The following is a 21530-nucleotide window of genomic DNA, read 5'->3' as shown; positions in this document are numbered from 1 at the left end:
ATCGTAAAGAATTGTACATATGACTGATTTACATCGCCTCTCTATTCGTGAAATGTCAGAAGGATTGCAAAAAGCACAATTTTCTTCACGCGAATTGACGCAACATTATTTAGACCGTATTGCTAAAATAGATCCACAAGTCAAAGCCTATATTAGCGTTTGCTCAGAACTTGCATTAGCCGAAGCAGATGCAGCAGATACCCTACGCAAAAATGACCAAGCTGGTCAATTAACTGGTATTCCGCTGGCACATAAAGATATTTTCTGCACCAAGGGCATCAAAACCTCTGCTGGCTCGAAAATGCTCGACAACTTTATCTCCCCTTACGATGCAACTGTGGTTGAAAAAACCAAAGCTGCCGGTCTTGTGACACTGGGTAAAGTCAATATGGATGAGTTCGCTATGGGCTCAACCTCAGAAAGTTCTTATTATGGCGCAACGCGTAACCCTTGGAACTTAGAACATGTTCCTGGTGGTTCTTCAGGTGGCTCTGCTGCCGTGATTGCAGCAGATCTGGCACCTTTGGCCACAGGTACAGATACCGGTGGGTCTATCCGTCAACCAGCATCATTCTGTGGTTTAACTGGATTAAAACCAACTTATGGTCGTGTTTCACGTTTTGGAATCGTGGCCTTTGCATCATCACTCGACCAAGCTGGTCCAATGGCGCGCTCAGCAGAAGACTGCGCATATTTGATGAACGTGATGGCAGGTCATGATGACAAAGATTCAACCTCTATGGAGGTGCCTGTTGATGACTACGTCGCGCAGCTAAACTCTACTCAGCTAAAAGGCTTGCGTATTGGTATTCCAAAACAATATTTTAGTGTTGATGGTCTTGCAGCCGACGTAAAAGCGCGTACAGAACAAGCCTTACAACAATTAAAAGATTTGGGTGCAGAACTCATCGAAATCGACCTTAGCATGATTGACAGCTACGTACCGACTTATTATCTGATTGCGCCCGCTGAAGCATCTTCCAACTTGTCACGTTATGATGGTGTTCGTTATGGCTATCGTTGTGACAATCCTGTGGATTTAAAAGATTTATATGAACGTTCACGTTCAGAAGCTTTTGGTGCCGAAGTACAACGCCGTATCTTAATTGGGACCTATGCCCTGTCTGCAGGTTACTATGATGCTTATTATGTCAAAGCGCAGAAAGTTCGTCGTTTGATCCAACAAGATTTCCTCAAAGCATTTGAAAATGTTGATGTGATTGCTGCACCTGCGGCACCAACAACAGCCTATAAACTCGGTGCATCGTTAGACCCAGTAGCAATGTATTTGGGTGACATTTATACCATTGCAGTGAACCTTGCTGGTCTACCAGCGATTAATGCCCCTGTTGGTTTTGATGCACAACAGCTCCCTGTTGGCTTACAACTGATTGGCAATTATTGGCAAGAAGCCCAATTACTTTCTGTTGTACATCAATATCAACAAAGCACCGACTGGCATACACAACGCCCTGCTATTGCCGAGGAGAATGCATAATGGCTGAACAACAATCCAAATTAATTGATGGTTGGGAAGTAGTCATTGGTTTAGAGATTCATACGCAACTACTCACGCAATCTAAAATCTTTTCAGGTTCTTCGACTGAATTCGGTCAAGACCCCAATACGCAAGCGAGTCTTGTCGATTTAGCCATGCCGGGTGTACTGCCTGTACTCAACCAAGCCGTTGTGGATTTAGCGATTCGTTTTGGTCTAGGTGTAGATGCCTATATTGATCAAGCTTCTGTATTCGCCCGTAAAAACTATTTCTATCCAGACTCACCTAAAGGCTATCAAATCAGTCAAATGGACCGACCAATTGTCGGAATTGGGCACATTGATATTCAATTAGAAGATGGTCGTAGCAAACGTATCGGTATCACCCGTGCGCACTTAGAAGAAGATGCGGGTAAATCGCTACACGAAGACTTTGTAGGCATGACCGGTATCGATTTAAACCGTGCTGGCACCCCGCTTTTAGAAATTGTTTCTGAACCAGATATGCGTTCAGTTGAAGAAGCGGTTGCTTATGTCAAAGCGATCCATGGTTTAGTCCGTTGGTTAGGCATTTCAGACGGGAATATGGCGGAAGGTTCTTTCCGTTGTGACTGTAACGTCTCGCTACGCCGCCCAGGGCAGCCTTTTGGTACCCGTTGCGAGCTCAAAAATATTAACTCTTTCCGTTTCATTGAAAAAGCCATTCAAGTTGAAATTGAAAGACAAATGGATATTTTGGAAAGCGGCGGCAAAATCGACCAAGAAACACGTTTGTTTGATGCCAACAAAATGGAAACGCGCTCCATGCGTTCCAAAGAAGAAGCCAACGATTATCGCTATTTCCCAGACCCTGATCTGCTACCCGTGATTATTTCTGATGCGCAAATTGCAGCAATCCGAGCACAATTGCCAGAACTGCCAACGGCAAGACGACAACGTTTTATGAGCGATTATCATGTGACTGAATATGATGCGCATGTACTCACATTATCTCGTGAAATTGCTGACTTTTTTGAAACAGTAGTTGCCGCAGCAGGCGGTGCCGCACATGCCAAAATTGCTGCAAACTGGGTAATGGGTGAATTCTCTGCTGCACTCAATAAAGCTGGTCTAGACATTCAAGACAGCCCTATTTCAGCACAACAACTGGGTGGCTTGGTCGCGCGTATAATCGACAATACCATTAGTGGTAAGATCGCAAAACAAGTTTTTGGCTTTATGTGGGAAGCTGAAGGGCAATCAGCGGATGATATTATTCAAGACAAAGGCTTAAAACAAGAAACCGATAGCGCTGCGATTGAAGCCATCATTAAAGACGTACTTGCTGCCAATGAAAAAATGGTTGAAGAATATAAAGCAGGTAAAGAAAAAGCCTTTAATGGTTTGGTTGGACAAGTCATGAAAGCTTCACGTGGTAAAGCGAACCCAGCGCAAGTCAATCAATTGTTAAAACAATTATTGGCATAATCATTTATAGCTATAGTCATTACCATAATAGTGACTGAATAGCGTTATTCTCAAGCCGCAGCACGCAGTATGAATATACTGCGTGCTGCAACAGTACCCTTAGACAGCACCCTAAAAATTAATGCAAGAGCATCTTAAAATAATCATTGCTATTTTGAAATTTCGTTTTAATATATTTTACATTCTAAGGAGATGGTATTCCTCCGATTACAAACCGCCTTTTTGGCTAATGATGCCTACGTTACTCTCATTGCAGAGTACGTAGTTGCGTGCTCTGTATTATTTATTCCATATATTTGATATAGGAGTCATTGCATGCAATTCACACAAACTTTCTGCGCTGATCACCTTCATCGTCAATTGGTCATGGAGCAATAAATCATGTTCTATGCATTAAGTTCTATTGCAATTGGTTCAGTATTCGGCGCTTGGTTACGTTGGTTTATCAGTTTACGCTATAACAGTACTTTTGAATCTATTCCCTTTGGCACGGTATTGGTCAATCTGATTGGTGCATTTATTATTGGCTTTGCTGTTTCATTTTTTGCCAATAGCCAATTAAGTCCAAATGCAAAACTATGTTTGGTTACTGGCTTCTGCGGTAGCTTAACGACTTTCTCAACCTTTTCTATTGAAGTCGTTGCTCTACTGCAAAATGCCAAATTTGATTATGCGATTGGTCTTATTTTTATTCACGTCTTAGGCTCATTACTCTTTACCATCATTGGCATTTATAGCTACCAATTGCTTCATCATGCTTAGGCTATTTTAATATAAGCACTTAGTATAGTATAAAAAATTTAAGCCAAAAGAACCTCATAAGCTGTAAACTTTTGCGAAAGTTTGCAGTTTTGCTTTGCCTATCGTACTATTAAAAAAAACAACATGTGATGATTATGTCAGAACAACAACTTACGCTCAGCCAATATTTGAGTCTAGTTAAAGAAGTCGTCCACCTGACATTTCAAGAAGGGATTTGGGTTAAAGCTGAAATTAGAAACCTCAATATAAAATCAGGGCATTATTATTTAGAATTAGCAGAAAAAGATCTGCAAACAGATCAGGTGATTGCCAACTGCCGTGCCACCATATGGAAATCTAAACGCGATATGATTTTAAAGTTTCAACGTGAAACACAGATCGAACTCGCCAAAGATTTAAATGTTTTAATTTTAGTTAAAGCACGTTTTGAGCCCCAATATGGCTTTAGTTTAAATATTGAAGAAATTGATAGTGCTTTTAGTTTAGGTGATCTGGCACAGCGCTACCAACAAATCGTGGCGCAACTCAAACAAGACCATTTACTTGACCGTAACAAACAATTGGCGATGCCTTTTAATATTGAAAATGTCTTGGTCATTGCCCCAGAAAATGCCGCTGGTTTAGGTGATTTTAAAAAAGATGCACAAAAATTAGAACAACTGGGTTTATGTCGTTTTGTCTATCAAAGTGCAACATTTCAAGGTCAACATGCCGCACAGAGTATTATGCAAAACTTGGCGGCAGCATTAAAACAGTGGGCTGAAGATTTTCATCAGGCACCCGATCTTATTGTGATTATTCGTGGTGGTGGCGCCGTCAATGACTTAGCTTATTTAAATGATTATGCACTTGCTACACTGCTTTGCAAACGAACAGTACCCATTTGGGTCGGTATCGGGCATGAAAAAGATCGAACCATTTTAGATGAAATAGCACACCGTAGTTTTGATACCCCAAGTAAAGTCATTGTAGCCATACGCGATTATATTATTGAGCGCTGTCAGTACTGTGCTTATTTTATGCAGCAAGTTAAAACTTTATCGCAACAGCGATTGGCATTTTATCAGCAACAGAGCCTACAATATATTAAACTGACACAAAGCATCGCACAGCAACAACTTAAGCAACAACGACAACACATTTTGAGTTTAAAAAATAATAGCTATTATTTTGCCAAGCAACACGTCAAAACTGCCCGTCGTGAAATAGATGGATTATTACGTGAAAGTTTATTGCAAAATCCTAAAGATGTTTTACGCAAAGGCTATGCTATTGTACGCTATCAACAACGTCCTCTCGCCCGTGTTCAACCTATACTTCAATTAGACTTAAAGCATGCACAAGACATCACTGTTGAATTATATGACGGTGAAATTCAAGCAAAAATTCAAAAGGTAATGCCAATATGACAGATGAACTAAGCTTTAAAGAAGCCTATACCATTCTTAAAAGAAATGCTGAATTATTGGAAACTCAAGAACAACCCGATATAGACCAACTCATCACTGTGGTTGAAGAGTCGATGCGTGCTTATAAATCTTGTAAACATCGCATAGATGCCGTACAGATTGCGCTAGAACAAAGTTTTCAAGATGATGACGATGCCGAGAAATAAAACAACAATATTTTCATAAATATATATGCTGCTGTTCAGCAACTATACGCTGAATAGCAGCAGCCTGTCTCTATTCAACATACACTCTTTGAGTAACTTACAACCTCTCCTGCTTTGACCTAACTTATCAGCATGAAAAAAAATATGTCTCAAAAATAATAAAAAAATCTTTTTAATTACAACAGATTAAAATTAAGTTTACAGTATTGTTAAAAAATACAAATATGTAAATAATAAGGAGAATGATTATCATTTTATTTATTAGTATTGTATCTTATGTGACTTTCAGGCGTTTAAATACCAAATCATGGATTTATTATGAACAATCATAAGTTTAAATTTCCGTCCCCTTCAGTAGACACCTCTACGCATCAAAGTGCGCTCACTAAATCTGCACTCTCTACGTCTATTCTGTTCATTATGCTAAGTTCTGCAGCATTTGCAGAAGATGCACCGCAACTCCCAACCATACAACTTGAGGCAGACAAAGCATTAGTCGCGTATAAGTCTGGTAACATGGATATTCCACGTAGTGAAGATGATGCACAGCCTTATACCGTCATTGATCGAACCAAAATTGAGAATGCTGGTGTAACCACCGTTTCAGAATTATTGACCAAAGTGCTCTCCATGTCTGCGCCATCGGGTTCAGGTTATTTTACCGGTTCATCTAGTCAAATTAATTTACGTGGTTTAGGGACCAACCAAACGCTTATTCTTATTAATGGGCGACGTTCTGCTGGTGTCGGCAGTCGTGGTTCATCGGAAGCCACCAATCAGCCCAACCTAGATAATATTCCAATGGCGGCGATTGAAAGAATTGAAATACTCCCAACTTCTGCAGCAGCCATCTATGGTAGTGGTGCTGTCGGCGGCGTAATCAACGTAATTTTACGTCGTGATTATGTTGGCAGTGAAATTGATGTTCGATATGGTAATACAGTAAAAGATCAACAAGCGGTTAAATCAGCCAATATTGTGACAGGCTTTGCGCTAGAAGGTGGGCGCACCAACGTCATGCTTTCTGCCTCCAAAAGAGATCAAGATGCACTGTCAAATAGCAATACCAAATGGCAAGCCATGGGGCGTGATTTAATTTCTAAAAATAACTCCTCTGCGCTTGGTAATCCTCCTGCAGGAAGCTTAGTCAATATTAAATCGGTAGATGGTTCAGCTTTAACCCCAGGACTTGGTGCAACTGCACATATTCCCAAAGGCTGGGATGGTAATTTAGCAAATCTTCAACAAGGTTATAATACCGATATTAGTGATCAAATGAGTGCTGTAAGCAGCAGTATTCCACTAATAGATAAAACCAATAATGAATCATTTGGGCTATCAATTAATCGTGATTTTAGCGATCGCTTAAATCTTTTCTTAGAAGCAAATTATGCGAAAGAAGAAGGTAAAGCTCTTACTTCACCACACGGTTATGGCACAGCAACAATTTATGGGCATATCCGTGAAAAAAATGCTGATGGGAAATGGGTAAATACCAATCAACTCAACCCCAATAACCCCTTTGGTAAAGATGTCTTAGTAAATTATCCAGTACGTTGGCAAGATATTAATAACCAACTCAGCACATTTAAAACCACCAATAAGCGCGTTGCTACAGGCTTTACCTTTGATGTTACGCCAGAATGGTTAATCTCAGGAGATTATTCTTGGAGTGAGACCGATATACGTATTCAATACCCAAGACGTGGGAGCAAGAACCCAAATGCTGTTGCATGGGAAAATGACTTAAATGCAGGCTTAATTGACCTCATTAAAGATAGCACCAGTAATAGCACTGATGTGATTAATCGTTATTGGAATTACCCGATTACCCATACCAAACAAACTTTGCATGACTTTAGTTTACGTGGTACAGGACCTGTTGCCACATGGTATGCAGGAAAAATTAATCTTGCTACAGGGGTTGAACATCGTCGTAGTGAAGGAAATGGTTTTGGTGATTATTCGCATGTTGACAACCCCAATGTACTGGGTACAGAAACTAAATCAAATACGACCAGTTTATATGGTGAATTGAATATCCCATTTATTTCACCAGAAATGGGATGGCGTTTTGCGCATTTGTTTGATGTACAACTGGCAACACGTTATGAACGCTTCGATGTACAGTCAAGTATTCCGCAGTATGCAGGAACAATTAATCCTGAAACAGGTTATAACGATATTTATAAAGGCATGCAAAATACAGGTAAATCTACCTTTGATGCCACTACACCAACCATTGGTTTCCGCTTTGCTCCCAATGAACAGATTATGCTGCGTGCCTCATATAGTGAAGGCTTTATTACCCCAACTACCTCACAGCTAGCTATTCCATCACAAGGTGCAGCAACCAGCACAACCTTGACAGATCCCAAAACAGGGAAAAATATTACCGAATATACAGCAATCACTGGCGGTGACCCGAATATCACCCCAGAAAAGTCCAAAAGTTATAATGCTGGTATTATTGTGACTCCCGATGTAATTCCTAATTTACGTGTTTCTGTTGACTATTTTAAAATCAAGAAAACCAATAATATTGCATCTATCGATGCGCAGTATGTATTAGATCATCAAGATCAATTCCCTGGTCGCGTTAGCATCGACAAAGATGGTAAATATACGATCAATACCACCAACTTTAATGCCTTGGGTTTAACTACGAGTGGGGTTGATACCAATATTAACTATTGGTTTGATAGCTTCCTTGGGCAAACCACATTAAATCTTGGTTATACTTATACAGATGAATATCGCCAACAGCAGAATCTAAAAACACCTGAAAAAGATTTTGTTGGCACAGTCGGTGCAGGTGTTAGTAGTGCCCCGTTAAAACACCGTGCCAATGCATCAGTATTCTTACAAGCTACCGATGTTTGGGGATTTGGTTGGTCTAGTCAATTCTATGATGCATATAAATTGATGAATGCCAATGCGATCCTCAATCAAACTGGCGAAAAAAATACTGAACTTAAGATTGGTCGTCAGATTTATCATGATGTCTTTGCCCGTGCTAAATTTAAAATACCACAGGTTAAAGCAATGGATTCGGCTGAGATAACTTTCGGTATTCACAATCTATTCAATGACTATACGCTAGACATGTCGAACAGCGATTATTTAAGTGAGTATTCTGACCCATTAGGTCGTCAATATTATCTCAACTTTAAATTTAGATTCTAAGTTGATCACTATTTAATCTATCATTCAGTGATCAATATTTACATAGCAATCATTTAATATTCTATGCGGTACCAGTTTTTCCAAGAACTGCTACCGCGTATTTTTTTCGGTACAGTAGCAATTATTTTTTCGCTCAATATATCTTCTGCCAGAATAGCTTTAGCCAAACGCGCTTTACGCGAATGTATGCATTCACGATCACCAAACTCACAACGATCTAAATAAGTTCCCCCACAAGGTCCATTGGCCAATCCTTTTGGGCAAGTTTCAGGGCAAATATATAAAGTCTCTTCTAAACGACATTGCCCACAGCTTTCACACCCTACAGCATGATGCTTGGTCATATGTTCAACTTTTAATAAAATTTTATTCGCCAATGTACGATCCCAAAATTTACGCTTAAAAATGAAATATCCTATGCCTTGGCTAAATTTAGTTTGAAATAATACTCTATGAATTAGTTTGAATTTTTGATATTGAATAATCTCAGTAGACGATGCTGGGCGCGCATAACAAGGAACCTTGGGCTGCAATAAGCGATCATTCGGTATCTGCCATAATGCATACCACAATGCCAAACATTCAGATAAAGGCATAGAGCGATAACAGTCTAAATAATGTGCCAATATCTGCTGTTCTTTTGCTGTATGACAAGCCGATAAATGCACACCCGCCAAACCCCAAGCTTTGCAAATCAATATCTGTAAAGCACAACGCATATAGACGCGTTCAGAATAACCTAAGGCTTTTTCTTGTGCTAAAAAATCCAATATATAAGAGCTAATCACAATACCCGCAACTTTTTCACGATGCATAAAATGAGCCCGTGCTGCCGTTAATGGCATAATGCAGGTCAATAAAGCGTGTTTGGGGTAATTCTGCTGCATAAATATTTGTAACTTTTTTAATGCACTTAAATCAAATCCTAATTGAGTAATAAAAAAATCCGCACCAGCTTTTATTTTCTTATGCAATTTATAATACTGTGCATCTTGCTCTGCCTGAGTGTACTTAAAAGGGTTTACTGCGGCCCCAATATAAAATCCACCATATTGTTTCGCTGCCATTATGGCATTCACAGATTCTAAATAACGGGTTCGTGGATAACCCTCATGACCTGAATGATGCTGTTTTAGCTTATCACCCGTCAAAAATAAAATATTCTGCTGTCCTGCTTGCTCAGCTTCTTGCAGAAATTGCTGTAAATCAACAATATCACGGTCCTTACCTGAATAATGCAGTACTTTCTCAACCTCGGCGGGATAATTGGTACTACAACTTAAAGGCGCAGGATCATCATCATGTTGTACACGATCGGCCAAAGTCATTACTGCAGGAAAGCCAGCGAAATGCCTACTCACTGCAAATTGCTTTTTTTGTGAACATAAATGCTCAATCAATACACAGAATTGTTGCTGAGCAAAACAAGTAGCCAATAACGACATATATGATCATAGACCCAATCGTCTATTAGGTAGATGGATTTGATTAAAGACGTAGATAAAATAAAAGCACGCACCATGTAAATAACAACCACACGGCGCGTGCAAATCATACAGAACTTCGCATTATTATTCCATAGAAATGACTCTTTTGAAAAATACCGCTAAAAGTCAGCAACGATGCTATAGGACATTAGTACTTAAACTTAAACTCGACTCTATATGCTGAGTATGGTCCCAAAATATTAATAACGTTCATTGCCTCAGTTTTAAGCTGTTCAACTGTCAAATCGATTTCTGCAAGAAACTCTGGATGTTGGTCATTCCAATGATCACTATTTTTTAAAGCGATAATCCTATCGACAACACTAAATAAATGTTGGTAGCTTATCGCTAAATTTTTCATGTCCACACTGTCATCTAAGTATAAGATACTCAATGAGATTGTTTCTGCTAATCCTTTAAAACGATTAAAATTGGATTCGTACTCTAATATATTATACTCACTCGCTCGGATGAAATAAGCAATCTTTATAAGTTCTAGTAAGTCTTTAATCGCATGTTTAGACTCATCAGCAACAACTTCGCGTCCTTTTTGATTATTCCATTGATTTGAAATATACAAAGCTGTAGCCGAAGCAATAAATGCAGCAAAGAGTGTTGCTATAGCACCCCAATCAATATTTAAGCCCATAAATAGTCAATATAAAGTTAAAAAATTGATGGGATTTTATATTAATTCTTAAAAGCATCTTGTAATAACAAAATTTGTTTATGTAATCTTATCGCAACAATATGTGCAGTTTTAATGTAAAGAGATGCGCAAAGAATCAAATAAAATTAAAAATCTATCTCTAGAAAATCAAAAATAACTAAGAGCTTTATCTAAAGATTCATTAAATATTTTGTAAAAAATCATCCACTTTAACAGAATACTTCGGTAATAATACTTCGGTAATATAGTCGATAGAAAGCTATGTTTTTTGTTTTTTACATTGATAACCAATAAGTTACAAACATTAAGGCTTTTTCTCTACTCTTTTTGTGTCGAACTCACATTATTTAATTGTTAAATTCAATTTTCGACAATCACTAGTGAATTACCTTAAACTTATTATTTTCATACAAGGGTAAGGTATATGCCTTCATATAAAGATTTAGAAGATCAAATAATCAAGCTTTTTAACAATACAGATTCTTTACTTTGGAACGGAATTATTTACGACCAAATTAAAGCATGTAAACCGTCTTTACGGGGTGGTGGTGAATGTAAAACTGATATTTTTGTTTCATTTAAAAACTCAAAAGATCTTAATTTACAAGAAAATTTAAAGATTTCAGTAAAAAAATCAAATGCTGAATTTTATGGAAATAAGCTAACAGCAGATGCGGCATTAACTCTTCTTGGTCCCAATTGGCAAACAATATTAATTCGTTCTATCAATCCCATAATCTCAAGATTTCAATCGCAAACTATTATTTACACTAAGCCTAAAAATAATCCTACAGATGCATATTTTACATTAGGTTGGAAATTAGAAATTACTGATAAACCTAGAACTTTATCTGCTCCATTAATAATTTCAAATAAGGAAATTATTGATAATGTTTATAGAGGTACTAATCAAACTGATGGAAAAAAAAATGCCAGAAGTGGCCCAGGAAATTTGAACAACACGTATAAGTGATAAACTGCTCCCTAAACGATGTGGGAAACATCTAAAAATGGAGCATTTCATGGCGCGTAGACCAAGAAGAAATCATTCAGATGACTTTAAAGCAAAGGTAGCACTTGCTGCAATCAAAGGCGAAAAAACACTTGCTGAGCTAAGTGCTGACTTTGATATTCATCAGAACCAAATTATAGACTGGAAGAATCAACTCATCGCTGCGTCAGCACAAGCCTTTGCAAACCCTAAAAAGGACACAGAGCCGCAAGTCGATTTAAAAAAGCTACATGCTAAAATTGGTGAACAAGCTTTGGAAATTGATTTTTTAGAAAGTGTGTTGAAGAAACTGGGCCGCTTCAACCATAAAAGTTAATAGACGATTCACAGCAGCTTTCAGTGACTAGGCAAGCCAAGTTACTGAAGGTCTCTCGTGGTAGCTATTACTACCGCCCTAAACCAACAAGCGATTTAGATTTAAAGCTGATGCGTCGTATTGATGAGTTACATCTCATGTACCCCTTTGCAGGGAGCCGAATGATGCGTGATCTATTGCGAGGAGAAGGTCATCATATTGGCCGACGTCATACTCGGACACTGATGAAAAAAATGGGGATACGTGTGCTGTATCGCAAGCCTAATTTGAGTAAGCCAAATAAGGCTCATCGAAAGTACCCTTATTTACTTAGGGGGCTTGAAATTACGCATAGCAATCAGGTCTGGGCAACCGACATCACCTATATCCCAATGGCGAAAGGATTTGTGTACTTATGCGCGATTTTAGACTGGCACAGTCGTAAAGTGTTGGCACATCGAGTATCGATTAGCATGGAGTCAGATTTTTGTATTGAGGCTTTAAATGAAGCTATTCAAAAATATGGTGCTCCAGAAATATTTAATACGGATCAAGGGAGTCAATTCACCAGTGATGCATTTATCAGTGTTCTTACAACACATGAGATTAAAATCAGTATGGATGGCAAAGGCCATTGGATAGATAATGTCATGGTTGAACGCTTATGGCGAAGTGTTAAATATGAGGAGGTTTATCTCAAGGCGTACAGCAATGTTGCTGATGCAAGATGCCAATTAAAGCTGTACATTGATTTTTATAATCACAAACGACCTCATTCGAGTCTAGACAAATTAACACCGAATGAGTTTTACTATGACCAGTTACCTAAACAAAAACAGGTAGCTTAACTAAAGCAGAATATCACTTATAAAAAGACTTTTAGTTGTTCAAAACATCGGAGCCACCGCTGCCGGTGCTAACTTTTGTTTGCTCTTATAAAGCTCAGCAACAACTTTAAAAGTATTTTCCTGCTTGATGCGTTCTTTTTCTTCTATACCTAGCTTTTCTTGCTGCGGGTCTTTGCCTTGGGCAACCAATGCACGGAATTGATCTTTATATTCGCGAGCCTTGGCTAAACTAATTTCGGGATAAATGCCGATAGACATTGTATTTCTTTTTTTAGAGATTGGTCGCGTATAGTCAAAACGCCACATTACAGTACCGTTTTTGCGGATTAGAAGATTCAAACCATCCCTATCACTAAGACGAATATCTTTATCTAAGCCATTGGGATTGCTAGATTTTATCTCTCGAAGAAATGCTTTGATTTTGCTATCTGTAAGCGAAATTACTTTTTTTGGCATTTTTTGCGTTACACCATGGAGTACAAAATTATTTGTAACGCAACCTGTAATGCATCATTGCGTTACAACTTTAATCAACTTTATGCTAGTTGGTGTCGCTATGTCTATTGTTATCAGTGACTTTATGCAACTTTTTTACAGCTTTAATCATAGAATTTGGTGCGCTCAGCGGGCAATGTTGCTAGTTTCATGTTTTCTAATGTTTTATCATTTTTTCTAATTTTACTATGCTGTGCAATGCTTTAAGAGATTCCGCTTGCACAGTTAATTTAATGTTATATCATTTTTGCTAATTATTTGATTGCATGGCGCTACGCCAAATTTACGCCACAAGATTAGCAAAGGTTTTTACATGGCTTCGTATAGACAGCGCGGTACCTCATGGCGTGCTGAAGTTAGTATAAAGGGATTTCGTGATAGCGCAACTTTTGATACAAAAGCGCAAGCTAGGGCTTGGGCATCGAAAAGAGAGACTGAATTACGAGAACAGGCTGAAGGTAAGTTGCCAGACTACACTTTTACAGAAGCGATCGATCGCTACATGCTTGAAGTTAGCCCCAAAAAGAAAACTTGTGAAAATGAACTTAAGCGATTAAACGCTTTTAAGAACAAGTTTCCGAAGCTGGTGGCAAAACCGATTGCCATGGTCACAACAGATGATCTTGTGCGTTGGCGTGATGCGCGACTAAAAGAAGTAAAGCCAGCAACAGTTCGTAGGGATGGAAATATCTTATCCGGATTATTTACGGTTGCACGCCGAGAGTGGAAGTGGATCAGAGAGTCACCTATGGCTGATCTAAAGATGCCATCACCACCAGCGCATCGAGATAGGCGCATTACAGAAGATGAAATTTATAGATTATGTACGGCAGCAAGTTGGGATAATGAAAAACCAACAAACAGCACACAGCAGATCATCATTGCTTTTCTTTTGGCTATTGAGACTGCAATGCGTGCAGGTGAAATACAAAATCTCACTTGGAATAGAGTTTTTTTAGCAGAAAGGTATGTAACCCTAACTGAGACAAAAAATGGTACCAAACGAAATGTGCCTCTCTCTAGACGTGCTGTAGAGCTCCTAGAGTTCATGGCTGATATTGATAAAGAGAATGTATTTAACATTAATCACGGAAGCTTTGATACGTTGTGGAGAAAGCTACGCGATCGATGTGAAATAGAGGATCTACACTTCCATGATTCACGACACGAAGCATGCACAAGATTAGCGCGCAAATTGGAAGTGCTAGACTTGGCTCGGATGATTGGCCATAAAGATTTGCGTAGCTTGATGATTTACTACAATGCAACAGCATCAGAGATTGCGAATAGACTTGATTGATCTACAAAATTTTAAAATGTCTATTTGCGCATCTAACCCAAAACACCAAGCGTTCCCAAACAGCGCATCTAACCCATGACACAAGATTCGCAAACTAACAACCCTCTTAATTAGAGGGCCAAGCTTCTATCAATTTTTCTTTATCAATTCGCTCTGCATCAGCTGCTTTTGCCATTGCTCGATATTCACTGACGCACTGCTCGAATATGTCTGAGCTGACTTCGATGTACTCAACAATGGTTTCTCTGGGGGCGTTGGACAAATTCCGCTTGGCTTCGGCGAGTTGCTTTGACAAGCTACTAGCTGCAGCATCAGCGCGACTAGCATCATTGTTTGCAGTTTTGATTTTTTCAATAGCATTTTGTTCTGCCTTTAATAAATTATCCTGGTATGTTTTTTCTTTGGTCATAGCTTCGGATCGTGCTTTGGCAATGGCTTGCTCATAAGGTTTAACTGCTTTGGCCACAGCGTCAGTTTTCGATTGCTCAGCCTTGGCTAAGTCTGTTTTTAGTGAATTAATTTGAATGCGCTGAATCAGCGATCCGATAAATAGCACCAGCAGTACTGCAAGCAATACAGCAATCACATACTTATAAAATTTAGCTAAAAATACATCTATCATTGTGCCTCCAAGCATTTGTTGTAACGCGCTTGCTGGCGAGTCCAAACGCCATAGCAGTTATTGGATCGGATACTGCAATCTTTTTTCGCAACATAGCGCCATTTCAGTAAAGACTTACAAGCTTGCACGTACTGCTCTGCTTTTAGATTTCGGAGCATTGAAGATTGTTGCCACGCGCCAGTACCAAACTGATAAGTGAAATCCATATAAAGATCGTATTCATCTTGAGATAACTTCACTCCCTGCAGCGTTTTGTTAAATCGCTGAGCATCTTTATTCATGTGGAATTGGAGATATTCAGCAGCTTGTTTTTTGGTAATAGGTGGGTCAGTGATTTTGACGCGCTGGCCGTTCGGGTAAATCGTTGTTCCGGTGCCAATTGTTGCGACCTTGCCACTATCGTAATAAGGCTTTAATACCGTACCTTCGTAGCTCGTTGTGAATGCGACGCCAATCGCGCTAATGACCGTCAGAGCAGTTACAGTGTATTTAGTCTTTGACATTGCACTGCCCTCGAAGCTCTTTTAGTTTGAGTCGATGTATTTCATCAGCGCGCTTATTTTCACGCCATTTGTAATAAACGTTGATAAAGAAGCTCAGCACACTAATCAGCAAGCCACCTACGCCGATGATTAAACCGATTGCCGTCACAGGATCAAGCCCTGTTACTTTTCCCAGTAGTGATGCTCCAGCGCCACCAACTGTTGCTTTGGCTGCAGCGGAAGTCGCTACACTTGACGCTTCAATAATTGATTGTGAATCAGACACTTTATTTGTCCCATTAAAAAAACCTTACGACTATTAGAACGTAAGGTTTAGTGGGATTTGTTGGGTGGTTATAGATCTAAAATATTATTTTTAATATTCTCAAACATCACTCGATAGCCCAAATCATTAGGGTGCAATCCATCCGCCAGAAAGGTATCACCGGTTAACTTAAATGGTAATGTCTTGGCATATTGGTCAACAAACAAAACAGATTGTTCAACTGATAGTTTCTTAAGTTGAACAGATGTGTCCGCTTGTGTATACGTCTTGTCAGACTCATTTGCAGTCACAGCATTTGCTGCCATAACAATTACATTTTTATTTCGTTTCTTAAGGTCTACAACAATCTGTTTGACGAAGTTGTATGTTTTGACTTCGTTGTTCGGCGGTCTTGTTGTATCACCCTTATCGTTTGTTCCAAGCATAACAAAAACAAACTCATCAGAATCTTGAATACTTCCTTTATACAAAGCAGTGCCTGGGATCCACTCCCATGATCCAGTTCCACTAATGCCATCATTGCTTACTTTGACTTTTTTCACAGAGCAGACAGCCTCGAGTCGTAAAACCCCACCATCAACACTGCGATTCATGACCACAACATCATAAATGCCGTGTTCAAGCTCAACATAGTCAGTATATTTCTGAGATCCATTTGCTGCAGAATAATCAAACGATGCAACTAGCTTATTGTTAGCATACACATCAATAAAATTATCCGTAGTTTTTTGTTGTGCCGTGTACATCAATCGAAACTTGCTGCCAACAAATTTAAATTTTAGTCGACCATTGCTATTGCTTGTCGAACTCAATCGCAAGGTTTTATTAAAAAAGCTTATTGAATCAGTGTTAAAAATTGGAGCAATAGCCTTGTCAGAACTACGTTCAATATACTGAAAGTATGCTTGATCAGTCACATCAACAATGAACTCTTTTTCATAATATCCTGAGCCCGGGGCGTCTTGAATCACGAATCCGTTATTCGCATATGTTTGCCCCAAATAATCTCTCAACAAATTAGCCCATGATTTACAGGTTAAATTATTGCGTTGGTCATTCAATGAATGATTTCTATCGCCGGCTGGCGCACTATTTTCTGCGCCAACACCCCATGTAATTGAGTCACCAATAAGCCGAATATAGACACTGTGTAATGGATTATTTAAAGCATAATTTAGGTTAGATTTGACAAGATTTACAGTTGAGGATTTTTCAATATTCTTGACTGACTCTTGAAGCTCAATGACAGTTTTAGAAGTTGATTTATGTGCATTATAGTAGTGCTCTAAAACAGTCGCACTGCTGACGCGGTCAAAATACGGATAGTGTGTATCAGATAAGCTGATTGGCTGTCTAAATCCTTTTACATCATCGGTGTAACTAAACCAGTATCCACTCACATAAAGTGGATTTATAACTTCAGCACTTGCTCGCAAACCAATTATGAAGTTAGACATATATGAATCTGGATAAGTTGATTGGCTTAATGAAATATTATTGTAATTTCGGTAATAGAGCCTAGTCTTATCGCTCAACTGCGTGAAGCTAAATGTCGATGATGCTATCGTTAAAAAATTAGCTACACCACCACCATTCGCATTCAGTTTTTGACAATAAATGATCGGTCCACCAGTGCCAAAATCAAATTTACCCAACGGGTCATGTACCAAGAATGCAAAAGAACAGCGCAATGGACCACGCAGCTTTCTTTCAAACAAGTTGACTTGCGCGAATGCACCACGATTATTGAGAGAAGCATCTATTTTTTGTGCAAATTCAACACCAAGACTTTTCAAAACATCATCACTTACGGTGACAACTGGTGAGAAATCAGCATTGCTTTGATTGTTAAATTGATAAATAAAGTCATAAGGCAAATTAGGGTTTAATTTACTATTAATGACTTCATTTGAAAGTTTTGTAATCGCATTCGTATCAGTCTTATATTTGACTGCATATTGAGAAGCAAAGCGACCCTGATACGCCATGCCAATCAACACAATATTACCATCGGCCTTTCTTACACTTGTGCCGGATACTATTTCATTTGTACTATATCGATAATAAATGTAGTAAATAATACTGTTTGATGCAGGCGAATATTCAAAAATAGATGGATGATTTTTCAGTTCATCACCATATTTATTTGCAGAAAAGGAGGGGAATGTAATAATTCCATTACTATCTACAGAAATAGATGTTGTGAATGATAGGAATGGATTGTTTATAACCTCTGAAGTCATGCGACTCGAAATGGCAACTGGATCATAACTGGACTTTGTTAATCCCACCCCATCCCAAACATAACGCCCATTTCGCTCATTCACCGGATCGTTAGTGACTTCAATCATTGAATCTTTTGGTAATGAAGTTTTTGCAGCATCAGCAAGCGCATAAGTCTTAAAAGAGGCAACGTAACCCTGCTGTACTGCAGCAATATTTTTACGGTTCTGCTCCAACTGATCTGCAATATCTTCTAAATGCGTCTGCACACTTTTATGATCTAGTGCAAATACAACGCCAGCAGTTACACCTCCAAAAATATTCGGGTTCGATCCGGCAATATATGTATCGATATAGCCCTTTAAACCATCAAATACTTGTTTGTCACGAGCTCTAGCTAATTCGTCATAGTTAAAGTCGTGTGTTCGTCGCCATTCGATTTCCTCTTTAATACGCGCTAAAGTAATCGCATCGATAATGTTCTGCTCTTGCAGAAAGTGCCAAATCTTATCGAAGTCATAATTAAAAACTTCAGGCCGCATGCTATTGTCATACGATTTAAAGTTTGTGGTTCGATCTGGCACCGTATCACGCGCAAGAGTGATTTCAGCACCTTGACTTGGCGGCACATTAAAAACTACGGCTTTATGCTGAGTCACAACATAAGAGCCGACCGGTGGTATTTCTTTGTTGACAGTTACTACTAGATATCGATCATCATGAAGATCGAATGTAATTGGAAAATTTACCGTTTGGCCGTTCGCTGTGTATGTAACTATCGGTACTTGATTCTGCACTGACATACTTAACCCCTATTGAAAATCTAAAGGGGCTTCTATGATTCCCCCTGTCGTTCTCCAATCTTCACGCGCACGTGGCTCAGATGTTCTGTGTAATTTCCCGACCCTTTCAGGTGATTCAACGATGGCACCGGCTAGCGAATCGAGATGATCATCTTCTTGTTCTGTGATAGCGGGATTGAATTGCTGCATTTGCTTGTACTGTCTTGATGTGTTCTCACCTTCTACACTGTCTAATACTGATACGTGCGCCCACATAAGACCAGATACTAAAGGCCCTTCTATGGCTTCTAATATTCGTACGTTCTTGCTTTTGACTGAGTGCTTAGCTTCTACGCCACAACGCAATTGCCGCTTTTTAAGTGCTGCTTTTAATGATGCCGGAGCAAACTCACCGATTCCGTTCGATTCAATAACGATTTTAGGAATGTAATATTCTTCGATAAGATCACATAGCTGCCAGACTTGGCCGCCGATCGGGCTGCCGTCTTTATCGGTTTTAATAACTTCGCCAGTCAACTCAATGGATCGATGCCAGTACTTATTGCCTAGGTCATCGTGCAATACTAATGCAACGGATGATGAATCGCTATTTTTCTTACCGCTTGCCGGGTCCCAGCGTGCTGTCATGCCAACAATCTGCCTGTTACCAAGCATCATGTAGTACTGGCCATTTGCGCGTTTTAAGACTGGCTCAACAGAATAAGGAATCAACTTGTCTGGATCGAGGCGTACGTCTCCGACTGGTTTTGCGTGTAATTGGTATTGAGAATCCCATTCATTGAGCGTTCGACACTTACGGCGACGCTTTTGCATTTCTTTTGCAGTAAAACGCTTTGACCATAGCGCTTCACCGTAAACGTCAATTAAATTGTGATTTTGAAATAAAGCAATTTTATAAGACCTACCAGTTTTTTGTATTTGATAGTCTTCACCCTCAGCCAGTAGTTTGGAACTACGACCGATACCACTAAAAACATATACTGGCTTAAAACCAATTAGGCACTCATTGACACTTTCAAATCGTTTTTCATCCTCAAACATTTTAAAAATTAAACATTTTGCATCGGGATTTTGTTTAATTTCGCTATAAAGTGAATCATGCGTATGTGGCGTTCCAACGTAAAGCTCTTGGCCGCCAGGTATGAGAATGTGCGTTTGCTCTCCAAGGCGATAGCGCAGCTTTGCACGTGCCTCTGGAGTACCAATATTGCTTGGCACCTCGACATCATCATTCTGGATCTCATTAGCACGCGCACCAGTTACGTTGGATAAGATACCTCGCGCATGAATTGAGCCATGACGCACATCAGTTGAACCACTGCACCACCATTTCTGAGTTTCTCCGCGAGCCTTTTTAAAGCCATAAATTTGGCACAATGGATGACGCTCAAGCACTTGCTCGGTACCGCGACTAACTTTATATGCGTCTGGATCGGTTGCACCCTGATGCAAAATCAAATGTTCTGGATTGCTGTATAGCTTCCATGCATTATAGATATCCAGGATCGTAGACTTACCATGGCCTCGCGGCATCATGAGCAAGCCTAAACTGCCGTAATCTTCCAAGAAGTCACAGACATCTAAATGAAAATCGGGAACATCCCAATTCTGCACCTCGGCATAGATGAGAAAGAACGCAGCAAAACCTACTTTGATCATTAGCTTGGTCGCTGCTTCCGTTCTTCAAGCTTTTTAGCCACACTTTCTAGCAGTGCTGCCGCTTGTGCTTCAGGTGTAACCTTGCGCCCATCAACATCGCCAGTTGATAGTTCATCATCAATTAGAATGCGTTTAAGCTTCTCCATACACGTCAAAGCCTCCTTTGCTCCCTTGTATAGCCATACAAGATCACCGCGCCCATTCTTGTCAAAAATGTCTTGGCCATAAGCTTCTGTGATTAGATCCACTGAACTACTTGCAGCCATTTCTAGACATAGCTTTAGCTTCTCTTTTGTATCAGGCTTTAAATGCCCAACTTGCTTTTTCTCTGCCATAAAAAAATCCCCCTGTAATCTATATATACAAGGGGATTGGGTTGGGTTTGTTGGGTAAGTTAGTTGCTGCTCTGCATTCTATCCTCAATAACAAACCTTATAGCATCCCGATATGCTTGCTCTTTGAGTTCAACTGCAGCTTCCTTGGATAACTTTATATCTAAATCAATCATACTACCCTTACCTACAGCGCTAACTTGATTGAAAAACGCCAGCTCCACGCTAGCCAAATTAGAATCACATTTACCAATTGCTGCTTGTGCAACATCATTTGGTGTTGATGTGGATTTCGCATATTGCATGCTAGCATCTTTAACACATTTCAGATAAGCATCTCTCTTAGCAATAGATATAGATCTAAGTTGCCCAATATTATTGGGTGTAGTATTAGAGGTTTCATCTTTACCACCAGTAACACAACCTACCAGAATTAAAACGATCATTCCTAAACATGCTGTTTTAATCAATGCTATATCCTCATATTAT

19 protein-coding genes and 1 riboswitch are annotated in these 21530 nt (G+C 39.3%); of the genes, 9 read left to right on the top strand and 10 right to left on the bottom strand.

Features of this window, described 5'->3' with window-relative positions:
* Positions 1-19 precede the first annotated feature (19 nt).
* The 6 genes from gatA to BFG52_RS03960 all read left to right on the top strand — a co-directional run bounded on the left by gatA (position 20) and on the right by BFG52_RS03960 (position 8527).
* Positions 20-1498: an Asp-tRNA(Asn)/Glu-tRNA(Gln) amidotransferase subunit GatA gene (gene gatA / locus BFG52_RS03985; RefSeq protein ID WP_067552909.1), complete on the top strand. Its 1479-nt coding sequence runs from the start codon at positions 20-22 to the stop codon at positions 1496-1498.
* On the top strand, positions 1498-2964 hold the full coding sequence (gatB, locus tag BFG52_RS03980; protein WP_067552907.1) for an Asp-tRNA(Asn)/Glu-tRNA(Gln) amidotransferase subunit GatB: 1467 nt from the start codon (positions 1498-1500) through the stop codon (positions 2962-2964). Before gatA ends, gatB begins: the two co-directional genes overlap by 1 nt.
* A gap of 179 nt (positions 2965-3143) precedes the next feature.
* Positions 3144-3210: riboswitch (Fluoride riboswitch) on the top strand.
* A 135-nt stretch (positions 3211-3345) separates the two neighbouring features.
* Positions 3346-3726: a fluoride efflux transporter CrcB gene (crcB, locus tag BFG52_RS03975; protein WP_067552905.1), complete on the top strand. Its 381-nt coding sequence runs from the start codon at positions 3346-3348 to the stop codon at positions 3724-3726.
* Positions 3727-3860: 134 nt separating this feature from the next.
* Positions 3861-5135 (top strand): exodeoxyribonuclease VII large subunit, encoded by a 1275-nt coding sequence (gene xseA, locus BFG52_RS03970; RefSeq protein ID WP_067552903.1) that lies wholly within the window; start codon positions 3861-3863, stop codon positions 5133-5135.
* Complete coding sequence (gene xseB, locus BFG52_RS03965; protein WP_067552901.1) at positions 5132-5341, top strand: exodeoxyribonuclease VII small subunit; 210 nt, start codon at positions 5132-5134, stop codon at positions 5339-5341. The genes xseA and xseB overlap by 4 nt, the downstream gene beginning before the upstream one ends.
* A 318-nt stretch (positions 5342-5659) precedes the next feature.
* Positions 5660-8527: a TonB-dependent receptor domain-containing protein gene (locus tag BFG52_RS03960; protein WP_081408612.1), complete on the top strand. Its 2868-nt coding sequence runs from the start codon at positions 5660-5662 to the stop codon at positions 8525-8527.
* 53 nt (positions 8528-8580) lie between these two features.
* Here BFG52_RS03960 and BFG52_RS03955 read toward each other — a convergent pair whose 3' ends face one another.
* Together BFG52_RS03955 and BFG52_RS03950 are read right to left on the bottom strand one after the other, a co-directional pair.
* Complete coding sequence (locus tag BFG52_RS03955; RefSeq protein ID WP_067552899.1) at positions 8581-9972, bottom strand: methylenetetrahydrofolate reductase C-terminal domain-containing protein; 1392 nt, start codon at positions 9970-9972, stop codon at positions 8581-8583.
* 190 nt (positions 9973-10162) lie between these two features.
* Complete coding sequence (locus BFG52_RS03950) at positions 10163-10663, bottom strand: hypothetical protein (RefSeq protein WP_067552897.1); 501 nt, start codon at positions 10661-10663, stop codon at positions 10163-10165.
* A gap of 445 nt (positions 10664-11108) precedes the next feature.
* Between BFG52_RS03950 and BFG52_RS03945 the strand changes: the two genes are divergently transcribed.
* Both BFG52_RS03945 and BFG52_RS16760 read left to right on the top strand, forming a co-directional pair.
* A complete protein-coding gene (locus tag BFG52_RS03945) occupies positions 11109-11657 on the top strand; it encodes a hypothetical protein (RefSeq protein ID WP_067552895.1) in 549 nt (182 codons plus the stop codon).
* A 49-nt stretch (positions 11658-11706) separates the two neighbouring features.
* Positions 11707-12839, top strand: a protein-coding gene (locus BFG52_RS16760) for an IS3 family transposase (RefSeq protein WP_407639234.1) whose coding sequence is annotated in 2 segments (ribosomal slippage) — positions 11707-12004 and positions 12004-12839 — 1134 coding nt in all. Because the reading frame shifts where the segments join, the coding sequence is not laid out codon by codon here.
* A gap of 39 nt (positions 12840-12878) precedes the next feature.
* On the opposite strand, the gene BFG52_RS03930 is transcribed toward BFG52_RS16760, so the two are convergent.
* Positions 12879-13295, bottom strand: a complete 417-nt coding sequence (locus BFG52_RS03930) for an integrase arm-type DNA-binding domain-containing protein (RefSeq protein ID WP_067552893.1) — start codon at positions 13293-13295, stop codon at positions 12879-12881.
* A gap of 352 nt (positions 13296-13647) precedes the next feature.
* On the opposite strand from BFG52_RS03930, the gene BFG52_RS03925 reads away from it, so the two are divergent.
* The gene (locus BFG52_RS03925) at positions 13648-14634 is read left to right on the top strand and encodes a tyrosine-type recombinase/integrase (RefSeq protein ID WP_067552891.1); all 987 of its coding nucleotides are present in this window, start codon (positions 13648-13650) and stop codon (positions 14632-14634) included.
* Positions 14635-14740: 106 nt separating this feature from the next.
* Here the strand turns inward: BFG52_RS03925 and BFG52_RS03920 are convergent, their stop codons facing one another.
* From BFG52_RS03920 to BFG52_RS03890, 7 genes are all read right to left on the bottom strand, one after another.
* Positions 14741-15256, bottom strand: a complete 516-nt coding sequence (locus BFG52_RS03920) for a hypothetical protein (protein ID WP_067552889.1) — start codon at positions 15254-15256, stop codon at positions 14741-14743.
* Positions 15253-15759 (bottom strand): lysozyme, encoded by a 507-nt coding sequence (locus BFG52_RS03915; RefSeq protein ID WP_067552887.1) that lies wholly within the window; start codon positions 15757-15759, stop codon positions 15253-15255. Before BFG52_RS03915 ends, BFG52_RS03920 begins: the two co-directional genes overlap by 4 nt.
* Positions 15746-16024: a phage holin family protein gene (locus BFG52_RS03910; RefSeq protein WP_067552884.1), complete on the bottom strand. Its 279-nt coding sequence runs from the start codon at positions 16022-16024 to the stop codon at positions 15746-15748. The genes BFG52_RS03915 and BFG52_RS03910 overlap by 14 nt, the downstream gene beginning before the upstream one ends.
* A 68-nt stretch (positions 16025-16092) precedes the next feature.
* On the bottom strand, positions 16093-19050 hold the full coding sequence (locus tag BFG52_RS16970; protein ID WP_067552882.1) for an SGNH/GDSL hydrolase family protein: 2958 nt from the start codon (positions 19048-19050) through the stop codon (positions 16093-16095).
* A 9-nt stretch (positions 19051-19059) separates the two neighbouring features.
* Positions 19060-20709, bottom strand: coding sequence for a phage terminase large subunit (gene terL / locus BFG52_RS03900; RefSeq protein ID WP_067552880.1), 1650 nt, complete (start codon positions 20707-20709; stop codon positions 19060-19062).
* Positions 20709-21044 carry a hypothetical protein gene (locus BFG52_RS03895; RefSeq protein WP_067552878.1) on the bottom strand — a complete coding sequence of 112 codons (336 nt, stop codon included), beginning with the start codon at positions 21042-21044 and terminating at the stop codon, positions 20709-20711. Before BFG52_RS03895 ends, terL begins: the two co-directional genes overlap by 1 nt.
* Before the next feature lie 59 nt (positions 21045-21103).
* Positions 21104-21511 carry a hypothetical protein gene (locus tag BFG52_RS03890; RefSeq protein WP_157758066.1) on the bottom strand — a complete coding sequence of 136 codons (408 nt, stop codon included), beginning with the start codon at positions 21509-21511 and terminating at the stop codon, positions 21104-21106.
* Positions 21512-21530: the final 19 nt, after the last annotated feature.

It is taken from the genome of Acinetobacter larvae (assembly GCF_001704115.1).
GTDB classification, from domain to species: Bacteria; Pseudomonadota; Gammaproteobacteria; order Pseudomonadales; family Moraxellaceae; genus Acinetobacter; species Acinetobacter larvae.
The sequence above is the reverse complement of the archived record's forward strand: the minus strand, read 5'-3'. Positions and strand labels throughout refer to the sequence as shown.

Bases quoted from the DNA above. Each gene is read 5' to 3' on its own strand.
- gatA (WP_067552909.1), top strand. From the start codon at position 20: ATGACTGATTTACATCGCCTCTCTATTCGTGAAATGTCAGAAGGATTG.
- gatB (WP_067552907.1), top strand. From the start codon at position 1,498: ATGGCTGAACAACAATCCAAATTAATTGATGGTTGGGAAGTAGTCATT.
- crcB (WP_067552905.1), top strand. From the start codon at position 3,346: ATGTTCTATGCATTAAGTTCTATTGCAATTGGTTCAGTATTCGGCGCT.
- xseA (WP_067552903.1), top strand. From the start codon at position 3,861: ATGTCAGAACAACAACTTACGCTCAGCCAATATTTGAGTCTAGTTAAA.
- xseB (WP_067552901.1), top strand. From the start codon at position 5,132: ATGACAGATGAACTAAGCTTTAAAGAAGCCTATACCATTCTTAAAAGA.
- BFG52_RS03960 (WP_081408612.1), top strand. From the start codon at position 5,660: ATGAACAATCATAAGTTTAAATTTCCGTCCCCTTCAGTAGACACCTCT.
- BFG52_RS03955 (WP_067552899.1), bottom strand. From the start codon at position 9,972: ATGTCGTTATTGGCTACTTGTTTTGCTCAGCAACAATTCTGTGTATTG.
- BFG52_RS03950 (WP_067552897.1), bottom strand. From the start codon at position 10,663: ATGGGCTTAAATATTGATTGGGGTGCTATAGCAACACTCTTTGCTGCA.
- BFG52_RS03945 (WP_067552895.1), top strand. From the start codon at position 11,109: ATGCCTTCATATAAAGATTTAGAAGATCAAATAATCAAGCTTTTTAAC.
- BFG52_RS03930 (WP_067552893.1), bottom strand. From the start codon at position 13,295: ATGCCAAAAAAAGTAATTTCGCTTACAGATAGCAAAATCAAAGCATTT.
- BFG52_RS03925 (WP_067552891.1), top strand. From the start codon at position 13,648: ATGGCTTCGTATAGACAGCGCGGTACCTCATGGCGTGCTGAAGTTAGT.
- BFG52_RS03920 (WP_067552889.1), bottom strand. From the start codon at position 15,256: ATGATAGATGTATTTTTAGCTAAATTTTATAAGTATGTGATTGCTGTA.
- BFG52_RS03915 (WP_067552887.1), bottom strand. From the start codon at position 15,759: ATGTCAAAGACTAAATACACTGTAACTGCTCTGACGGTCATTAGCGCG.
- BFG52_RS16970 (WP_067552882.1), bottom strand. From the start codon at position 19,050: ATGTCAGTGCAGAATCAAGTACCGATAGTTACATACACAGCGAACGGC.
- terL (WP_067552880.1), bottom strand. From the start codon at position 20,709: ATGATCAAAGTAGGTTTTGCTGCGTTCTTTCTCATCTATGCCGAGGTG.
- BFG52_RS03895 (WP_067552878.1), bottom strand. From the start codon at position 21,044: ATGGCAGAGAAAAAGCAAGTTGGGCATTTAAAGCCTGATACAAAAGAG.